General features: G+C 49.9%; 16 protein-coding genes and 2 pseudogenes. 4 read left to right on the top strand and 14 right to left on the bottom strand.

What is annotated here, in order from left to right; translation table 11 throughout:
* The 5 genes and pseudogenes from FD23_RS10055 to FD23_RS00420 form a co-directional block, all read right to left on the bottom strand.
* Nucleotides 1-152, bottom strand: a pseudogene (locus tag FD23_RS10055) (ribosome recycling factor); the annotation flags it as partial.
* Entirely contained in the window at nt 152-877 is a 726-nt protein-coding gene (gene pyrH, locus FD23_RS00435; RefSeq protein ID WP_002876740.1) for a UMP kinase, read from the bottom strand. The pseudogene FD23_RS10055 and the gene pyrH, both read right to left, overlap by 1 nt.
* Before the next feature lie 149 nt (nt 878-1,026).
* The gene (gene tsf / locus FD23_RS00430; protein ID WP_025895385.1) at nt 1,027-2,055 is read right to left on the bottom strand and encodes a translation elongation factor Ts; all 1,029 of its coding nucleotides are present in this window, start codon (nt 2,053-2,055) and stop codon (nt 1,027-1,029) included.
* 62 nt (nt 2,056-2,117) lie between these two features.
* Nucleotides 2,118-2,879: a 30S ribosomal protein S2 gene (rpsB, locus tag FD23_RS00425; protein ID WP_002876742.1), complete on the bottom strand. Its 762-nt coding sequence runs from the start codon at nt 2,877-2,879 to the stop codon at nt 2,118-2,120.
* 163 nt (nt 2,880-3,042) lie between these two features.
* Nucleotides 3,043-4,053 carry a GIY-YIG nuclease family protein gene (locus FD23_RS00420; RefSeq protein WP_025895387.1) on the bottom strand — a complete coding sequence of 337 codons (1,011 nt, stop codon included), beginning with the start codon at nt 4,051-4,053 and terminating at the stop codon, nt 3,043-3,045.
* A 70-nt stretch (nt 4,054-4,123) separates the two neighbouring features.
* Between FD23_RS00420 and FD23_RS00415 the strand changes: the two genes are divergently transcribed.
* Entirely contained in the window at nt 4,124-4,738 is a 615-nt protein-coding gene (locus FD23_RS00415; protein ID WP_025895388.1) for a lysophospholipid acyltransferase family protein, read from the top strand.
* 81 nt (nt 4,739-4,819) lie between these two features.
* Here FD23_RS00415 and FD23_RS00410 read toward each other — a convergent pair whose 3' ends face one another.
* Nucleotides 4,820-5,806 carry an aspartate-semialdehyde dehydrogenase gene (locus FD23_RS00410; protein ID WP_052933699.1) on the bottom strand — a complete coding sequence of 329 codons (987 nt, stop codon included), beginning with the start codon at nt 5,804-5,806 and terminating at the stop codon, nt 4,820-4,822.
* Nucleotides 5,807-5,828: 22 nt separating this feature from the next.
* Nucleotides 5,829-6,038 carry an ACT domain-containing protein gene (locus tag FD23_RS00405; RefSeq protein WP_025895390.1) on the bottom strand — a complete coding sequence of 70 codons (210 nt, stop codon included), beginning with the start codon at nt 6,036-6,038 and terminating at the stop codon, nt 5,829-5,831.
* A gap of 139 nt (nt 6,039-6,177) precedes the next feature.
* Here FD23_RS00405 and FD23_RS00400 point away from each other — a divergent pair, with 139 nt between their 5' ends.
* A complete protein-coding gene (locus tag FD23_RS00400) occupies nt 6,178-6,612 on the top strand; it encodes an ACT domain-containing protein (protein ID WP_025895391.1) in 435 nt (144 codons plus the stop codon).
* A gap of 48 nt (nt 6,613-6,660) precedes the next feature.
* Here the strand turns inward: FD23_RS00400 and FD23_RS00395 are convergent, their stop codons facing one another.
* The 4 genes from FD23_RS00395 to FD23_RS00380 form a co-directional block, all read right to left on the bottom strand.
* Nucleotides 6,661-8,448 carry an ABC transporter ATP-binding protein gene (locus FD23_RS00395; RefSeq protein ID WP_052933709.1) on the bottom strand — a complete coding sequence of 596 codons (1,788 nt, stop codon included), beginning with the start codon at nt 8,446-8,448 and terminating at the stop codon, nt 6,661-6,663.
* The gene (locus tag FD23_RS00390) at nt 8,441-10,201 is read right to left on the bottom strand and encodes an ABC transporter ATP-binding protein (protein ID WP_025895392.1); all 1,761 of its coding nucleotides are present in this window, start codon (nt 10,199-10,201) and stop codon (nt 8,441-8,443) included. The genes FD23_RS00395 and FD23_RS00390 overlap by 8 nt, the downstream gene beginning before the upstream one ends.
* 110 nt (nt 10,202-10,311) lie before the next feature.
* Nucleotides 10,312-10,536: a YneF family protein gene (locus tag FD23_RS00385; RefSeq protein ID WP_025895393.1), complete on the bottom strand. Its 225-nt coding sequence runs from the start codon at nt 10,534-10,536 to the stop codon at nt 10,312-10,314.
* 112 nt (nt 10,537-10,648) lie between these two features.
* On the bottom strand, nt 10,649-10,885 hold the full coding sequence (locus tag FD23_RS00380) for a DUF896 domain-containing protein (protein ID WP_025895394.1): 237 nt from the start codon (nt 10,883-10,885) through the stop codon (nt 10,649-10,651).
* Nucleotides 10,886-11,039: 154 nt separating this feature from the next.
* On the opposite strand from FD23_RS00380, the gene lexA reads away from it, so the two are divergent.
* The gene (lexA, locus tag FD23_RS00375) at nt 11,040-11,660 is read left to right on the top strand and encodes a transcriptional repressor LexA (protein ID WP_025895395.1); all 621 of its coding nucleotides are present in this window, start codon (nt 11,040-11,042) and stop codon (nt 11,658-11,660) included.
* 200 nt (nt 11,661-11,860) lie between these two features.
* Nucleotides 11,861-12,709 carry a GRP family sugar transporter gene (locus tag FD23_RS00370; RefSeq protein WP_025895396.1) on the top strand — a complete coding sequence of 283 codons (849 nt, stop codon included), beginning with the start codon at nt 11,861-11,863 and terminating at the stop codon, nt 12,707-12,709.
* A 99-nt stretch (nt 12,710-12,808) separates the two neighbouring features.
* Here FD23_RS00370 and FD23_RS00365 read toward each other — a convergent pair whose 3' ends face one another.
* The 3 genes and pseudogenes from FD23_RS00365 to FD23_RS00355 all read right to left on the bottom strand — a co-directional run.
* Entirely contained in the window at nt 12,809-13,669 is an 861-nt protein-coding gene (locus FD23_RS00365; protein ID WP_052933700.1) for a transporter substrate-binding domain-containing protein, read from the bottom strand.
* 195 nt (nt 13,670-13,864) lie between these two features.
* Entirely contained in the window at nt 13,865-14,398 is a 534-nt protein-coding gene (locus FD23_RS00360; protein WP_003615463.1) for a hypothetical protein, read from the bottom strand.
* Between the two features lie 56 nt (nt 14,399-14,454).
* Nucleotides 14,455-16,053, bottom strand: a pseudogene (locus tag FD23_RS00355) (helicase-related protein); the annotation flags it as partial.

Raw genomic sequence — 16,053 nt, 5'->3', positions numbered from 1 at the left:
AGCGGAGTTGGTACCCCGTAGTATTCAACCATCACCCGGTCCAAAAGGGAGGCGTTGGCTACCCCGGCCCGGACAGTTGCCAGATTGCTCTGGTAGACTTCGATGGACTTGTTCATGTTGCTCTTGGCTTTAGCAATCGTTTCGTTGTTCATTACTTGTCACCTCTGATAATCGTCCCGATGTTTTCGCCTTCAACTACCCGCTTGATGTTGCCTGGAGTGTTGACGTTGAAGACGATCAATGGAATATGAGTGTCCATGGACAAGGAGCTGGCAGTTCTGTCCATAACTTGCAGGCCCTTGGAGATCATGTCCAGCTGGGTCAGTTCAGCAAACTTCTTGGCACTTGGGTCCAGGTTCGGGTCAGCAGTGTAAACCCCGTCAACCCCGTTCTTGGCCATCAAGATCACGTCAGCGTTAATTTCCGCTGCCCGCAAAGCAGCCGTGGTGTCAGTTGAAAAGTATGGGTTGCCAGTGCCGCCGCCGAAGATAACGACCCGGTTCTTTTCCATGTGGCTGATTGCGACCCGGCGGATGTAAGGTTCAGCTACCTGCCGCATGGAGATTGAGGTTTGCAGTCTGGTCTGCACGCCAGCAGTTTCCAGGCCATCTTGCAGGGCCAGGCCATTCATGATCGTGGCCAGCATGCCCATGTAGTCAGCTTGAGCTCTTTCCATGCCCAGCTTGGCCCCGGTTTCCCCGCGCCACATATTGCCGCCGCCGCAGACGACGCCGATTTGCACGCCCATTTCATGAACCAGCTTGATTTCGTGCGCCAATTTCTTGATCACAGTTGGGTCAATGCCAGTTCCCTTTTCCCCGGCCAAAGCTTCGCCGGAAATTTTCAAAATGATACGATTATATTTAACTTGACTCATAATGCCCTCCTAATTAGCTCTAACTATTTTACCATAAAACAGAAAACTGTCTCTCCTATTTATCCTATTTCACCAGCTTAAATTTGTAAAAGCAAATTTGCCGACAAAAAAAGGATGGGGAAACCCATCCTTTTTCTTGCTAGAAGAAATTAGTTCTTCATTTGTGCAGCAACTTCAGCAGCAAAGTCTTCTTGCTTCTTTTCGATGCCTTCGCCGACTTCGAAACGAACAAAGCTTACTACGGAAGCGTTGACTGATTCAAGGTATTGTTCAACAGTCTTGCTGTCGTCCATAATGTAAAGTTGAGCGAGCAAGGTGTTTTCTTGGTCAACTTTAGTGTTGTCCAGCATGAAGCGGGCCATCTTGCCTGGGATGATCTTGTCCCAGATCTTTTCTGGCTTGCCTTCAGCCTTCAGTTCTGCCTTGATGTCTTCTTCAGCTTGAGCAATGACTTCGTCAGTCAATTGCGCCTTTGAACCATACTTAAGGTGTGGCAAAGCTGGCTTATTGACCATGGCACGTGATTCGTTTTCTTGGTCAATCTTGTGGTTAAGTTGAGCCAGTTCTTCGAGGACGAAAGCTGGGTCAAGTTCCTTGTAGGACAGAACCTTTGGGCTCATTGCTGCAATGTGCATTGCAATGTGCTTAGCCACGGCTTCGTCGCCGCCTTCAACAACAGTCAAAACGCCGATGTGGCCGCCATTGTGTTGGTAAGCGCCAAAGTGTTGGTCATCAGTCTTTTCAAGAACAGCGAAACGGCGGAAGGAAATCTTTTCACCGATAGTCGCAGTAGCATTTACGTATGCTTCTTCAAGGCTTTCGCCTGAAGGCATGGTCAATGCCAAAGCTTCTTCGTTGTTAGCTGGCTTGCCCTTGGCAATAGTTTCAGCAGTTTCGTTGACCAAAGTCTTGAACTGTTCGTTTTGCGCAACGAAGTCAGTTTCAGCGTTGACTTCAACGATAGCAGCAACGTTGCCGTCTACGTAAACGCCAGTCAAACCTTCAGCAGCGATCCTGTTAGCCTTCTTGGCAGCCTTTGCTTCACCCTTTTCGTGGATGATTTCGATAGCTCTTTGCATGTCGCCTTCGGCTTCAACCAGTGCCTTCTTGGCGTCCATGACGCCGGCACCAGTGGTTTCACGCAATTCCTTGACTTGCTTAGCAGTAATGTTTGCCATTTAAAAAAGTCCTCCAGGTCAAACTAAATAACAGAATTCTTCCAAAGATAGTTTACGACAAATTATTCAGCGTCGTCTACTTCTTCAGCAGAGTTTTCCTCAGCGCTTTCAGACAATTCCTTTTCAACGTCGGCGTTATCTGCACCTTGCTTACCTTCGATTACGGCGTCAGCCATAGCACCGGCGATCAAGCGGATAGCACGGATAGCGTCATCGTTTGAAGGGATGATTACGTCGATCGGAGTTGGGTCAGTGTTGGTGTCAACCATGGCTACAACTGGGATACCAAGCTTGTTAGCTTCGTGAACGGCGATCTTTTCCTTCTTAGGGTCAACGACGAACATTACGTCAGGAATCCGAGGCATGTCTTCGATACCGCCCAGGAACTTTTGCAGCTTGTCCATTTCCTTGGTCAGCAAAGAAACTTCCTTCTTTGGCAGTACGTCGAAGGTGCCGTCTTCAGCCATCTTCTTCAAGTCCTTCAGACGCTTAACCCGGCTTTGGATAGTAGTCCAGTTGGTCAAAGTACCACCCAACCAGCGTTGGTTGACGTAGTATTGACCTGCACGGGTAGCTTCTTCAGCGATTGCTTCTTGAGCTTGCTTCTTGGTACCAACGAACAGAAAAACACCGTCGTCTTGGGCAACAGCCTTAACGTAGTTGTAGGCGTCGTCAAGCATCTTGATGGTCTTTTGCAGGTCGATGATGTAGATCCCGTTTCTTTGAGTGAAGATGTATGGCTTCATCTTCGGGTCCCATCTTCTAGTTTGGTGACCAAAGTGTACACCAGCTTCAAGCAATTGCTTCATAGATACAACTGACATAAATAAATTCCTCCTAGGTTATTTCCTCTCAAGCGTTCATTTCAGCATTCAACCGTTTGTCTTTAGGCACCTGAACACCGATCGCTCTTGATGTGTTTTCTAGCGTGCAATCACACGCTTATCTATCTTACTCGATTTTTCCTTTAAGCGCAAGCTTTTCCGCCTAAAATTTAACCCCTTGCTCGTGCAAAAATTTTTCCTTCCAGGCCCGGTCATGATGCTTGAACCAATATTCCCGCTGCATGGCCGTCCGCTTGTCGGCATATTCTTCAAGATAGATCATTTCAACCGGCCGCCGGCTCTTGGTGTACTTGGCCCCTTTACCAGAATTATGAGCATCCAGCCTTTTCTTTAAATCATTGGTGTAGCCGCCGTAAAAGCTGCCGTCGCTGCATAAAAGGACATAAAAGTAATGCTTTTCCTCTGGCAATTTGGCCTCTAAAATTTCCTTGATGGCCGGGGTATTGCTGCCGTCTGCCTCATGGACTTCGATGGCGTCGCGCAGAACCAGCCCGTCGCCTTTCCCGCTTCTGACCGCTTCAACGATGACTAAATTGGCGTCTTGCCCTCTTCTGGAGACAAAGGGCTGAACAGTCTTAACGGCCAGGTCATGCTTAAAGCCGTAATTAATGATCTCACCCAGCCGCTCTGGCCGGTGGACCATGAACATCTTCCCCTTCATTTTCAAGAGGCCGGCGGAAACGGCGATGATTTCTTCCAGGTTGATCTCCAGTTCATGGCGGGCAATGGCTTTAGACCGGTCCGAGTTCAGCTTGTGGCCGGCCGGGGCCTTGAAATATGGCGGATTGACCACGACGACGTCATAGCTGTCTTTTCGCAAAAAGCTGCCCGCGTCTTTGACATTGCCCTGGTGGACCGTGATCCGGTCCTGCATGTCGTTTAATTCAACCGACCGCCGGGCCTTGGAAACCATGTCTTCTTGCAGTTCAACATCGTCGTAATGGGCCTTGTTAAAAGCAGCCATGTAGAGGCTGGCTGCCGCGTTGCCGCTGCAGAGTTCAACCACCTTGGACCGGTTTTTGATGGCTTCTTTGGCCCAGTAAGCCAGAAGCAGGGTATCCAGGGAAAAGGCAAAAGACTGCCCGTCCTGGATGATTTTCAGCTGCTCGCCCAGCAGGTAATCGATACGTTCATTTTCCTTTAGTTCAATCATATAGTTCTGAAGCCCGTTCCTTATTCTTAGATGTGTTATAATTTATTCTACATCATTTGGAGGTTCTTTTATGCTTTATCGTATTTTCAGACCGATCGCCCGCTTCATCGTCTGGGTCTTAAACGGCCACCTGCATGTCCACCACAAGGAAAGACTGCCCGAAGGCACCTACATTTTGGTTGCCCCCCACCGGAACTGGTGGGAGCCGATTCTTTTCGCCCTGGCCGCCAGCCCTACGGAATTCATGTTCATGACCAAGCAGGAGCTGTTTAAAAATCCGGTCCTCAGCTGGATCTTAAACAATGCCCACGCCTTCCCGGTCAACCGGGAGCATCCAGGTCCTTCCGTTATCAAGATTCCGGTCAAGGGCTTAAAGTCAGAAGGCCTGTCTTTGATCATGTTCCCATCCGGCACCCGGCACTCAGCCTCCCTTAAGTCCGGCGCCCTAGTTATCGCCAGAATGTCCGGCCGGCCCCTGCTTCCAGCTGTCTACCAGGGCCCGCTTACTTTTAAAGGGGTCTTACAAAGAAAAGGCATGGAAATCAACTTTGGCAACCCGATCGTCATTGACCGCAAGACCAAATTGACCCCGGAAACCGAAGCTGCCTACAACCAGCAGCTGGAAGACGCCTGGAAGCGGATCGACCAGGAACTGGATCCGGATTTCCGCTATGAAGCTAAATAATTAAAAATGACAAAACAACAAGAAAAAGGATTGAGCGTGGACGCTCAATCCTTTTTCTTTATGCTTTTTTACTGCTGCTTATTACTTGTTATTTTCCAGGTATTCCATAATCTGGACGGCGTTGGTTGCCGCCCCCTTTCTGATCTGGTCGCCGGTACACCAAAGAGTAAGGCCGTTAGGGTTGGTCAAGTCCCGGCGCAGGCGGCCGACTTGCACGATATCCTTGTCGGAGTTTTCCAGGGGAGTTGGAGTGTGATCAGTAACCAAGAGGTCGCCGTCAAAAGCCGCGATAGCATTTTCAGCAGCTTCAACTGAGACCGGTTCTTCAGTGACAACCGCCACCGCAATTGAGTGGGACCGGTAGACCGGGACCCGGACGCAGGTGCAGGTCACCAACAAGTCTGGCAAGTGCAAGATCTTTCTGCCTTCATTCTGCATCTTCATTTCTTCAGTCGTATAGCCGTTTTCCAAAGGACTGCCAATGTCAGCGATGACGTTAAAGGCGATCTGGGCCGGGAAGACCTTGGCTTCCACGCTCTCGCCCTTGGTCAAAGCCGTCACTTCATCCTTCAGTTCTCTGATCCCGCCCATGCCGGCACCGGAAACGGCCTGGTAGGTGCAGGCGTTGATAGCCTTGATCGGAGACAACTTGGCAATTGGAGCCAGAGCCATCAAGGTAATGGCAGTTGAACAGTTGGGATTGGCAATCAGGCCGTGGTGATCTAAAGCATCTTGGCCATTAATTTCAGGAACTACCAAAGGCACGCCGTCTTCTTGCCGGAAGGCTGAGCTGTTGTCAATGTAGACTGCCCCGCTCTTTTCGACCAGGGACCGGTATTCCTTAGACAGGCTGTTAGAAACTGCCCCCAAAACGTAGTCCAGGCCATTCAGTCTTTCCTGTCTGACCACTTCCAGGGTCAATTCCTGGCCAGCAAAGGGCAGCTTTTTACCCTTGGAGCGCTCGGAAGCAAAAACACGCAGTTCTTCAACCGGCAATTGTCTTTCTTCAATACATTCCAACATCTGCCGGCCAACGGCCCCTGTAGCTCCTAAAATACCAATTTTCATTTATCGTTCCACTCTTTCTTCACTAATAAACTGCTGATAAATCGCCTTGATTGCCGACACCAGGTCCTGGTTGTTGACCCCCAATGACGATGCTTTGTTCATCGCAGGCCTGGTTGATGGTGCGGATATTGATCTGCTGGTCACCCAGTGTTGACAAAATTTTGCTCGACATCCCCGGCATTTGCCGCATGGCCCGGCCAACCACGCCGCGGCCTATGATTGCAATTTGCATACCCACCTCCGTTGTTTTTAATCTAGGGACACTTGTTTTTTAATTAAAAACATAGTATCATTATCCGCAAGGCCTTACAAGGGAAAAGTTACTCATTATTAAGTAAAAATTAAAGCAATATGTCAAAGGAAAATTTGCCATGGCCGACTATTTTTACGTTCATAAAAAGATCCTGCCCGACTATCTGGAGAAGGTCCTAGAGGCAAGGGAAATGCTGGACAGCCGGGAAGCAGCCACCGTCACCGAGGCGACTGAGCGGGTCGGCATCTCCCGCAACACTTATTACCGCTATAAAGACTATGTTTTTAGAGCCAAGGACCCTGCAAGGGGTCAGCAGGCGGTCTTGTCTCTGCTTTTAGCTGACCTGCCTGGGGCCCTGTCAGCCGTTTTGACCTGCGTGACCGACCACCGGGCCTCGGTTTTGACTATTTCCCAGGCCATCCCTTTGGCCAGCCACGCCAGCGTCTTGATGTCCCTGGACCTGGCCGGCCTTGAAGGAGACATCAACACCCTTTTGGCTGATTTGAAAAGTCTCCCCTTTGTTAAAAATCTCCAGCTTGCCGGATTAGAATAATAAAAGAGCGCGTCTTCTGGGCGCGCTCTTTTTTGTCTTAATTCATTCTTAGTTTTCCCGGTTTTGCTGGAGGGTGTAAAGGTCATAGTAGTAGCCCTTTTGGGCCAGCAAGTCCTCATGCTTGCCGTGTTCGACGATTCTCCCCTTGTCTAAAACAATGATCTGGTCAGCATCAGCAATCGTTGACAGGCGGTGGGCAATAGCCAGGGTCGTGCGGCCCTGGCGGAGCTTTTTGAGTCCTGCTTGAATCAAACTTTCTGTTTCCGTGTCCACGTTGGCCGTTGCTTCGTCCAAAATCAAAATCTTAGGATTGGTTACCAGGGTCCGGGCAAAGGAAATCAGCTGTCTTTCCCCGCTGGAGAATTCCGACCCGCCTTCAATGACCTTGGCATGGTATTTCCCAGGTAATTTTTCGATAAAGCGGTCAGCCTGGACAGTTTTGGCGGCTTCTTCAATCTGCTCATCAGTGATCTTGTCATTGTACAAGCGGATGTTGGAAGCCACGTCCCCATAGAACATGAAGGGTTCCTGGAGAACCAGGCCCATTTTTTGCCGTAATTCTGACTTGGAAAAGTCCCGGATGTCGATCCCGTCCAAAAGGATCTGGCCCGAGTGAAATTCGTAAAAGCGCATCATCACGTTGATGATTGAACTCTTGCCTGAACCCGTGTGGCCAACGATCCCCAGGGTCTCGCCTGGATTAAGGGTGAAGGAAACATCGCGGAGAACGTCATGCTTGCCGTCATATGAGAATGACACATGCTTAAACTCAATTTTCCCTTCCGTAATCTTGGCGTTGGCCAGCTCTTTTTGCTCAGGCTCGTATTCTTCCTGGTCCAAAATCTTGAAGATCCGCTTGCCAGCCACAATCCCGTCGGTAAAGAAGGTCAGTGAGTTCATCATGTCCGACAAGGGGTTAAAAAAGTTCTGCACATAGTTGGCAAAAGCATAGATCATCCCGGCCGGGACAAAAGTTGCCCGGAGGGGGTAACCGAACCAGACCAAAACGCAGGTTAAGGCCAGCGAATAGAGCAGGGCCGTAAACGGCGACAAGAGTAGGCCGTTGGTTCTGATCAGCCTAAAGCGGGTCTGCATCTGCTGGCGGTTGATTTTTTCAAAATCATCGTCTATCCGCTTTTCCTGGCGGAACTGCTGGATCACGGAAATTCCGGCAATGCTTTCTTCCAGCTTGGTGTTGATCAAAGAGTTGCGGGCCCGGTATTCGTGGTAGATTTTGGAGTTGACCCGGTTGTAAAGCCAGATTGCCCCAACGATAAGTGGAATAAAGGCCGTCACGATCCCCCCGGCCACCGGGTCAGCCATATACATGGCAATCAAGGCGGTTACCATGGAGACGATTCCTAACAGAAAGGCAGAGAAAACTTGCATAAAGTTGCCCAGGGTCATCGTATCGTTGGTTACCCGAGACAAAATCGACCCGGCTGGAGTTTGGTCAAAATACCGCATCCCCAGGGTGTGAATTTTTGCATAAAGGACCCGGCGGACCTTTTCCAATGCCTTTTCCCCGGCCAAGGCATAAAGGTATTCATAGGTAAATTGGCAGACCGCCTTAAATACCACGCCAATGCCGTAGATCAAGGCAACATAATAAACCGTGCTGAAGTCAACCTTGCCCACCTTCAAATAGTGGTCCATGTAATACCGCAGCCAGGTCGGCAAGAGCATATTGATCGCGGAAACTGCCACCATCCCTAAGACGGCAGTCAGTAATTCCCCCTTGTAAAGCCAGACAAAGGTCCAGAGCCGCTTTAAAATCTGCCCCTGCTCTTTGGTCGAAATCTGCTGCCAGACTGACTGGAAGTCCTCATTATTCATCGTCATCTTCACCTACCTTCTGGGCTAATTCTTGCCGCTGCCACATCCGGGCATACCAGCCCCCCTTGGCCAGCAATTCTTCATGCGTCCCTCTTTCTGCTACCTGCCCGTCCTGCATGACCAGGATCAAGTCAGCATCCATTACGCTGCTTAAGCGGTGGGCAGCGATGACGGTAATTTTCTTTTCCCGTTCTTGCCGAAGCTTAGTCAAGATCGCCTTTTCAGTTTTGGCGTCAACAGCTGACAAAGCATCGTCCAAAATCAAGATTTCACTGTCATGAAGCAGGGCTCTGGCAATCGACATCCGCTGCTTTTGCCCGCCCGACAGGGAAACCCCGTTTTCCCCGATCATGGTCTCATAGCCATTTGGAAAGGCCAGGATATCGTCGTGAAGGGCGCTCTTTTTAGCCGCCACTTCGACCTCTTCCTGGCTGGTATCCGGCTTGGCAAAGGCAATATTGTCTCTGACCGACATGGAGAAAAGGAAGTTGTTTTGGGGAACGTAAGATATTTCTTTTAAGTAGACGTCCAGGGGAATCTGCCGAATGTCGTGGCCGGCAAAAGTGATCCGGCCCTTGTAGTTATCAAACTCCCGCATCAAAAGCTGGATAATGGTCGTCTTGCCTGAGCCAACCCGACCAACCAGGCCGATAGTCTGCCCGTTTTTCAAGTCAAAGTCCACTGCCCCCAAGGCAGCCTTGTCTGGTTCATCCGGGTAGGCAAAACTGGTCACGTGATAGCGCAAATCCCCAGTCAGCTTCTGCTCCTTGTCCATTGAATCTGAGTCCACGATCAAAGATTTTTCATTGAGCAGGCTCATAATCCGGTCGTAGCTGGCACTCCCCCGCTCAAGAACATTAAACAGGTAGCCAATGGCAAACATTGGCCAGACCATGGCCCCAATGTAGGACACAAAGGAAATCAGCTGGCCCAGGCTGATCGCTTTGCTGAGAACCAGCCGGCCACCGTAGATGATGGTAATGATGTAGGTAATCCCGATGATCATGGTAATCATTGGGTCGTAGAGTGAGTCGATCCGGAAGACCTTTTTATTGATATCTACCGTTTCATAGGTCATCTTGTTAAAAGCTGCCGCATCCTCCTTTCCCTGGCCAAAAGTCTTCAAGACCTTAATCCCAGACAAGGATTCCTGAGTCTTGTTGTTCAAGCGGGAAAATGCCGCCTGCGAATCCATATAGGCGTCATGCAGGCGATCACCCAGGTAGCGGGCACAGAAGGCCAAAAGGGGCAGCGGCAGCATGGCCACCAGGGTCAAGCGCCAGTCTACCAGGATCATCATGGCCAGCAAGGTGGTCCCCCCGGTAAAAATCGCGTCGATCAAAGTCAAGATCCCGTCACCTGCTACGTTCTGCACGGCCTGGACGTCATTGGTTGCCCGGGCCATCAAGTCCCCGGTACGGTAGCGCTGAAAGAAGGTCCGGTCCATCTGCATAAAATGCCAGAAGAGCCGGCCGCGGAGTTCTTTTTCCAAAATCGCCGCTCCGCCGTAAATCTGCTTGCGCCAGAAATAGCGGCAGACATAAAGGGCCAAAGCCGCCAGCAAAATTGCCAGAACATAGCTAAAAAATTGCTGCCAGCTGATTCTCCCCGTATCCAGCTGGTCAGCCATCATGCCCAGGATCCGCGGCGGGACCAGGTTGGCTGCCGAAGTCAGGACTAAGGCCGTGATCCCTAAGGCGTAGCGCTTGCGGTGGGCTTTAAAGAACCAGCCCAGCTTGCTGAAAGTATCCATTTTTTCCTCCCTCTTTTATTTGGGTTTTATCTTTTTCTCCTTCTTTTCTAATCCTCCTAGCCCGAAAAAAAGAGCGCCAGGATTCCCCTAGCGCTCTATGGCTGACTAGACTAGTTCTTAGCTGCCTGATGCTTGATCATGTTCATCACTTGGTTGACCTTCTTGGCTGAAGGCTTCTGGCCCATTTGTGACATCATGGTTTCAACCATTTCCCGGGTAATCGGGGGATTCTTCTTAAAGTAGTTCTTCATGTAAGTCCGGGCACCGTAAAAACCAGCAACCGCACCCAGAAGAGCTGCCAAAACAATCAAGAAAATCGCCAAACCTAAATTCATTATCGCTAAACCTCCATTGGTCTTAATTTGTTATCCGCCTCAGCGGAGATGCATTCGTTAGTCACACAAATACTATCTTACAAAACTTCCGACCATTTTTAAAGGATAAATCTTATCTGAGAAACTTTTTCTTCTGAATTTGCTTGGCTTTCTCCGGCGTAACGTCCTTGCCTTGATCGTCAACAATTACCAGGCTGTCCAGCTGCTGCTTGAAACCTGCCCGGAAGTTGGCGATAAACTGCTTGTGTAGCTCTTTGCGTTCAGCCTCTTCAGCCTCCGTCAAGCCGATTTCCTGCTTCTTCTTGTATAATTCATTGATTCTTTTTCTGACTTGATCTGCTTCTGTCATATATATATCCGCCTTTCTAGTGATAAGAATAGTATACTCGCTTTGCAAAAATAAAAAAAGTTTTAAGCCTAGAACGCCAGTTTGCAAACTTCCCGAATATTTGCTAAAATAAATAATAACCGACAATAAGATTTTTGACGAAGGAAAAGTAACTATGGCAACTCAGGACTCAAAACAATTAGAAATTCTGCAATACATCTACGATACCGTTGAAAACCGCGGCTTCCCGCCGACGGTCCGGGAAATCTGCGCGGCAGTTGGCCTGTCTTCAACCTCCACTGTCCATGGCCATTTGACCAGACTGGAGCGCAAGGGCTACCTCATCAAGGACGCCACCAAGCCCCGGGCTTTGGAAATCACCCACGCCGGCCTTGACGCCTTGGGCATCAAGCCTAAAGACATTCCGGTCATCGGGGTTGTTACCGCCGGCCAGCCGATCCTGGCTGTCCAGGACGTGGAAGACTACTTCCCGCTTCCACCGAACCTGGCCAGTGATGCCGGTGAGCTCTTCATGCTCCGGGTACACGGCACCTCAATGATCAATGCCGGTATCTTGAACGGGGACTATGTCATCGTCCGCAAGCAGACCACGGCCCAGAACGGAGAAATCGTGGTCGCCATGACTGATGACGGGGAAGCAACAGTCAAGCGCTTCTTTAAAGAAGACCTCCACTACCGCCTGCAACCGGAAAATGATGCCATGGATCCAATTATCTTGAACCATGTACAAATTTTGGGCAAGGTCGTCGGTCTTTACAGAGCAAATATTGATTAATACAGTATTGCCGGTCAGCAAACTCGATTAGCTCATATTTTTTTGAAAAGATGTTTCGTTTTATGCAAAGCATCTTTTCCTTTTCAACCGTTTTCTGAAAACGGTTGACATTTTCATAGCGTTTTCTATTGCCATTTTCCTGAAACTCCGTTAATCTAATAACTATTCGACAAATTATTAGTTAAAGGAGTTTTCAATTAATGAATATCATCATTGCCTTACTGCCAGCCATCGGCTGGGGGGTTATGCCTTGGATCGTCAACAAGGTGCCAAACAGCAAGCCGGCCAACCAGATCTTCGGCGTCGGCATGGGGGCGACTATTGTCGGCATCATCGTGACTTTAATCCAGCATCCGGCCATTTCCATGCCAGTTTTTTTCCTGTCCCTTCTGTCCGGTGCTTTATGGACGATCGGTCAAATCGGCCAGTTCATCTCCTTCACCCGGATCGGGGTCAGCAAGACCATGCCGATCTCAACTGGCCTGCAGCTGGTCGGCAATACCATCATCGGGGCTCTGATCTTTGGTGAATGGAAGACCAGCAACAACTTTATCTTCGGGATCATTGCCCTGGTCATCATCATGGTCGGCGTCATCTTGACTGCCTACACTGAAAAGGGCGACGGCTTCACTCAGAAGACCACCAACAAGGACATCCTCTTCCTGGTCTTGACCACGATCGGCTACCTAGCCTACTCTGCCTTCCCGAAGACGATTACGGCAGACGCTGAATCCATGTTCCTGCCGCAAACCCTGGGGATCCTGCTGGGGTCTGTGATCTACCTGGCCTTCAGCGGCAACAAGGCTGCCTTCAAGGAAAAGGCCAGCTACCTTGACCTCTTTGCCGGCATCAGCTTCGGGATTGCAGCTTACGCCTACATCATCTCCGCTCAAGTCAACGGGGTGACCAACGCCTTCATCTACGGCCAGCTGAGCGTAATCATCTCCACTATCGGTGGGATGACTCTGCTGGGCGAACGCAAGCAAGGCAAGGAACTGGTCGCAACGCTTGCCGGCCTCTGCTTGATCGTTGTCGGCGCTATCCTTTAAATCTAAATCAAAATACTAAAATACAAATAATTTACGTGCTAGCTAAAAAGCTAGGAGCAGATGCTCCTAGCTTTTTACTTTTTGTATTAGTTTTCCGTCTTATTGAATCTTAACGTTCTGGCTTTCTGCATGTTTGACGTCAAAGCCGGAGACCTTGCCGAACCACTTCTTGACCAGCTGGTCATATTTTCCGTTGGCCCGCAGCTGCTTTAAGGCCTGATTGATCGCCTGGCGCATTTCGGTCTGGCCCTTTTCAACCCCGATGCCGTAAGGCTCCTCATCTAAAGAGGCCTTGGTCAAGGTGAATTCCGGGGTATCAGCGATCAAACCAGCCAAAATCCCGTTGTCGTCGATCATGACATCCCCTTGTCCGGCCTTTAAGGCGTTGAAGGCTGACCCGTAGTCGTCAAACTGCTTGACGCTAGCCTTTGGAGCCAGCTTAGCCACCTGGTTGGCCACGTCGGTCCCCTTGATGGCAATAACCACGACTCCCTTTTTATTCAAGTCAGCAATGCTTCTGATTTTGCTGGACTTCTTAACGATCATGGATTCGTTGGCGTTAAAGTAAACGTCAGAGAAGTCGATCACCTTCATCCGCTCCTTGGTGATGGTCATGGTTGAAATGACGGCGTCCAGGGAGCCGTTGTGCAAAAGGGTGATCCGGGTCTTTTCCGTGATCGGCCGGAAGACAGCCTTGCTTTTAGGGCCAAGGATCTGCTTGGTGATGGCCGTAGCCAGATCAATTTCAAAACCTTCGATCTTGCCGGTCTTGATGTTGGTCAAGCCGAACAGCTTGGTGTCTGGCCGGACCCCCCAGGTTATCTGCTTAGACTGCTTGGCCCGGGCATAGCTGCTCTCCTGCTTGCTGGAACAGGCGGTTAGGCTGGTCGCTAGCAAAAGCAGCAGACCGCAGGCCAAGGCCTGGATGATTCTCTTGATTGTTTGCGGCTGTCTTTTCATAGTTTTTCATCCTTCTGTCATATCGGATCTATAAAATATTATACCCGATATTTTAGAAAGTTTCTTTTATTTATAATGAAAGTCTCTTTTTCTTGCTTTATTAAGTAAAACCAGGTTTATTCTTTACGAAATTAGTTTTTTCAAAAATAAAGCTTTTTCCCAGAACTTTTCTCCATAAAAAAATTTAGATTAAAATCAGCCGTAGTCGACATTTTTCATGGCTGACCACTGCTTGCCCAGGCTTTGCCCGGCAATTTCAAAGGCCAAAAGCTGCTTCAAGTCAGCAAATTTTTCCACCTTCATCTGCCCGCCCTTCTCCAAACGCCAGGCGAGCTGCCGATATACCTTTCGTTCACTGGACTGGCCCAGGCTGTACTGGCGGCCGGCTAAAGAAAACTTAATGTCGCAGCCGTCTTTAATCGCTTGGACAAATTCCTCCAGGCTGTCAAACTGCACGCTCCAGACAGCTACCTCGCTCATCTGGGGCCAGCAGTCAGCCAGGGACTGACCGCCTATCTGGCAGGTCAGAAATTCCTCCGTATTGGCAAAAAACTGCTGCTCTTCAGGCAAATCACAGTTGATCAAGGTCTTGCTGGCCGGGGTCAAAGGATTGCCGTCATCAACTAACAGCCACTGCTGGCCATTTAACTTAAAATGTATCTCATCGCTGTCATCAGCGGCTGTTTCTAATTCTTGAAAACCGGAAATCGGACGCTTGCTTACTGACATAAATGTCCTTTCTAAAAAATCGAGATTTGATTATTAGACATTATTGTACATCTTTTTTAGGCCATTTGTCTCGTAATCTCTCCGATTGCCCGCCGCATTTCAGTCAAATCCAGGACACTATAGGCAAATTCTTTTCTGACCAGGTCGTCTGGCAGGTATTCATCATACTTGTCAAAAACCGGCACTTCCTTTGGATAGAGCAAGTCCAAAGGGTCAAAGTCTTTAGCGGCTTCTTCAGCCAGAATCTGGTAAAAGTCTCCTTCACTGACATCCATGCTGAACTGGATGTAGTATGGCCGGACTGAGTCAATATTCTTAAGCCCTAAACGGCTGGCACATTTCAGGCGCAAGAAACGCTCTAGGGCCAGAAAAGCATAAGAACCCGTCCAAGGGAAAAGGCAGTAGGTATTAGCCCCCAGGTTAATCAGCTGCTTATCTGGCAGGCCAGCGGCTTCCGCCATTGCTCTCGTTTCGCTCAAGCGGGCAGCCGCGTTTTTCATCAAGTAAGGATACTGCCTCTCTTCTGCCAGAATCTTCCTCATTTGCTGGAGAACTTTGGGATGGATGTCGCCGGCTACATCCCCAAAATATGCTGGGATCCGGCCTTTAACCTGGTGGACGTAGACCTGCCGGCGGCGACGGTCGATTTCTTCAACCACCCAGACATGGCCGGCGATGGCGATTTTTTCACCCAAGGGCGGGGGCTTAACGATCGTCCCCAGTTCTTCTGACTCAGCGTGGACGCTGTATTCCTCGTTTTCCTGGAAAACGGCGTAAAACTTGAAATTGTTGGTCACCCGCTCGCCGGCTAGGCCGACGATCAAGCCGCCATTTTCCGTCAGCTGGATCTGGTCGGTCTTGATCAAGTGGCGGAGCAAAACTCTATAGTCATCCTGGCTGACCCAGCGGAAGTAGGACAGGGTCAAAACCCGGGAAGCAAGTTCTGCCCGCCGGCCATCAAAGTAGACATGGTCTGGTGGTAAAGGAGGCTGTATGGCAATTGGTGGTCTCTTGGCGGTTCAACCCAGCGCTCTTGTAAATACAGCTCAACTAAGGCAATCCCCTGCAGAAGCGACCAAGGAAGCAAAACTGGCAGCATGGCCCGGCTTTCAGCCTGCTCTTCGCGCATGACAAACCACATCTCTGCTGGATTGCCCCTCCGTCCAGTCCGCCCCATCCGCTGCAAAAAGCCGGAAACGGTAAAGGGCGCTTCAATTTGAAAGGCCCGCTCCAGCTGGCCGACGTCAATACCCAGTTCTAAAGTAGCCGTCGCGCAAGTCGTAATATTGGCATCTTCGTCTTTCATGATAGCCTCTGCCCCCTGCCTCAGGGCCGCGGACAGGTTGCCGTGGTGGATCATGAAGCGGTCTGGTTCATTCTTATATTCGCAATATTGCCTTAGAACCTGGCAGACAGCTTCACATTCTTCCCGGCTGTTAGTGAAGACCAGGCACTTTTTGCCCCTGGTATGGTCAAAAATATAGGCCAGGCCCGGGTCAGCTAATTCTGGTGCCTGGTCGCTGGCTTGATCTAAAACGGCCTGGGCCGGCAAGGCAGAATGGTCGCCAGCCTGGTCACCGCTTTTATAGAAATGCTCCATTGACAAGCGCCAGCGCTGGGGCTGGCTTTTCACCTTAGGAATCCTGGTCTGACGG

Source organism: Lactobacillus delbrueckii subsp. delbrueckii DSM 20074 = JCM 1012 (assembly GCF_001433875.1).
Lineage (GTDB): Bacteria > Bacillota > Bacilli > Lactobacillales > Lactobacillaceae > Lactobacillus > Lactobacillus delbrueckii.
Note: the sequence above shows the minus strand (reverse complement) of the source record. Positions and strands in the feature narration are given on the sequence as shown.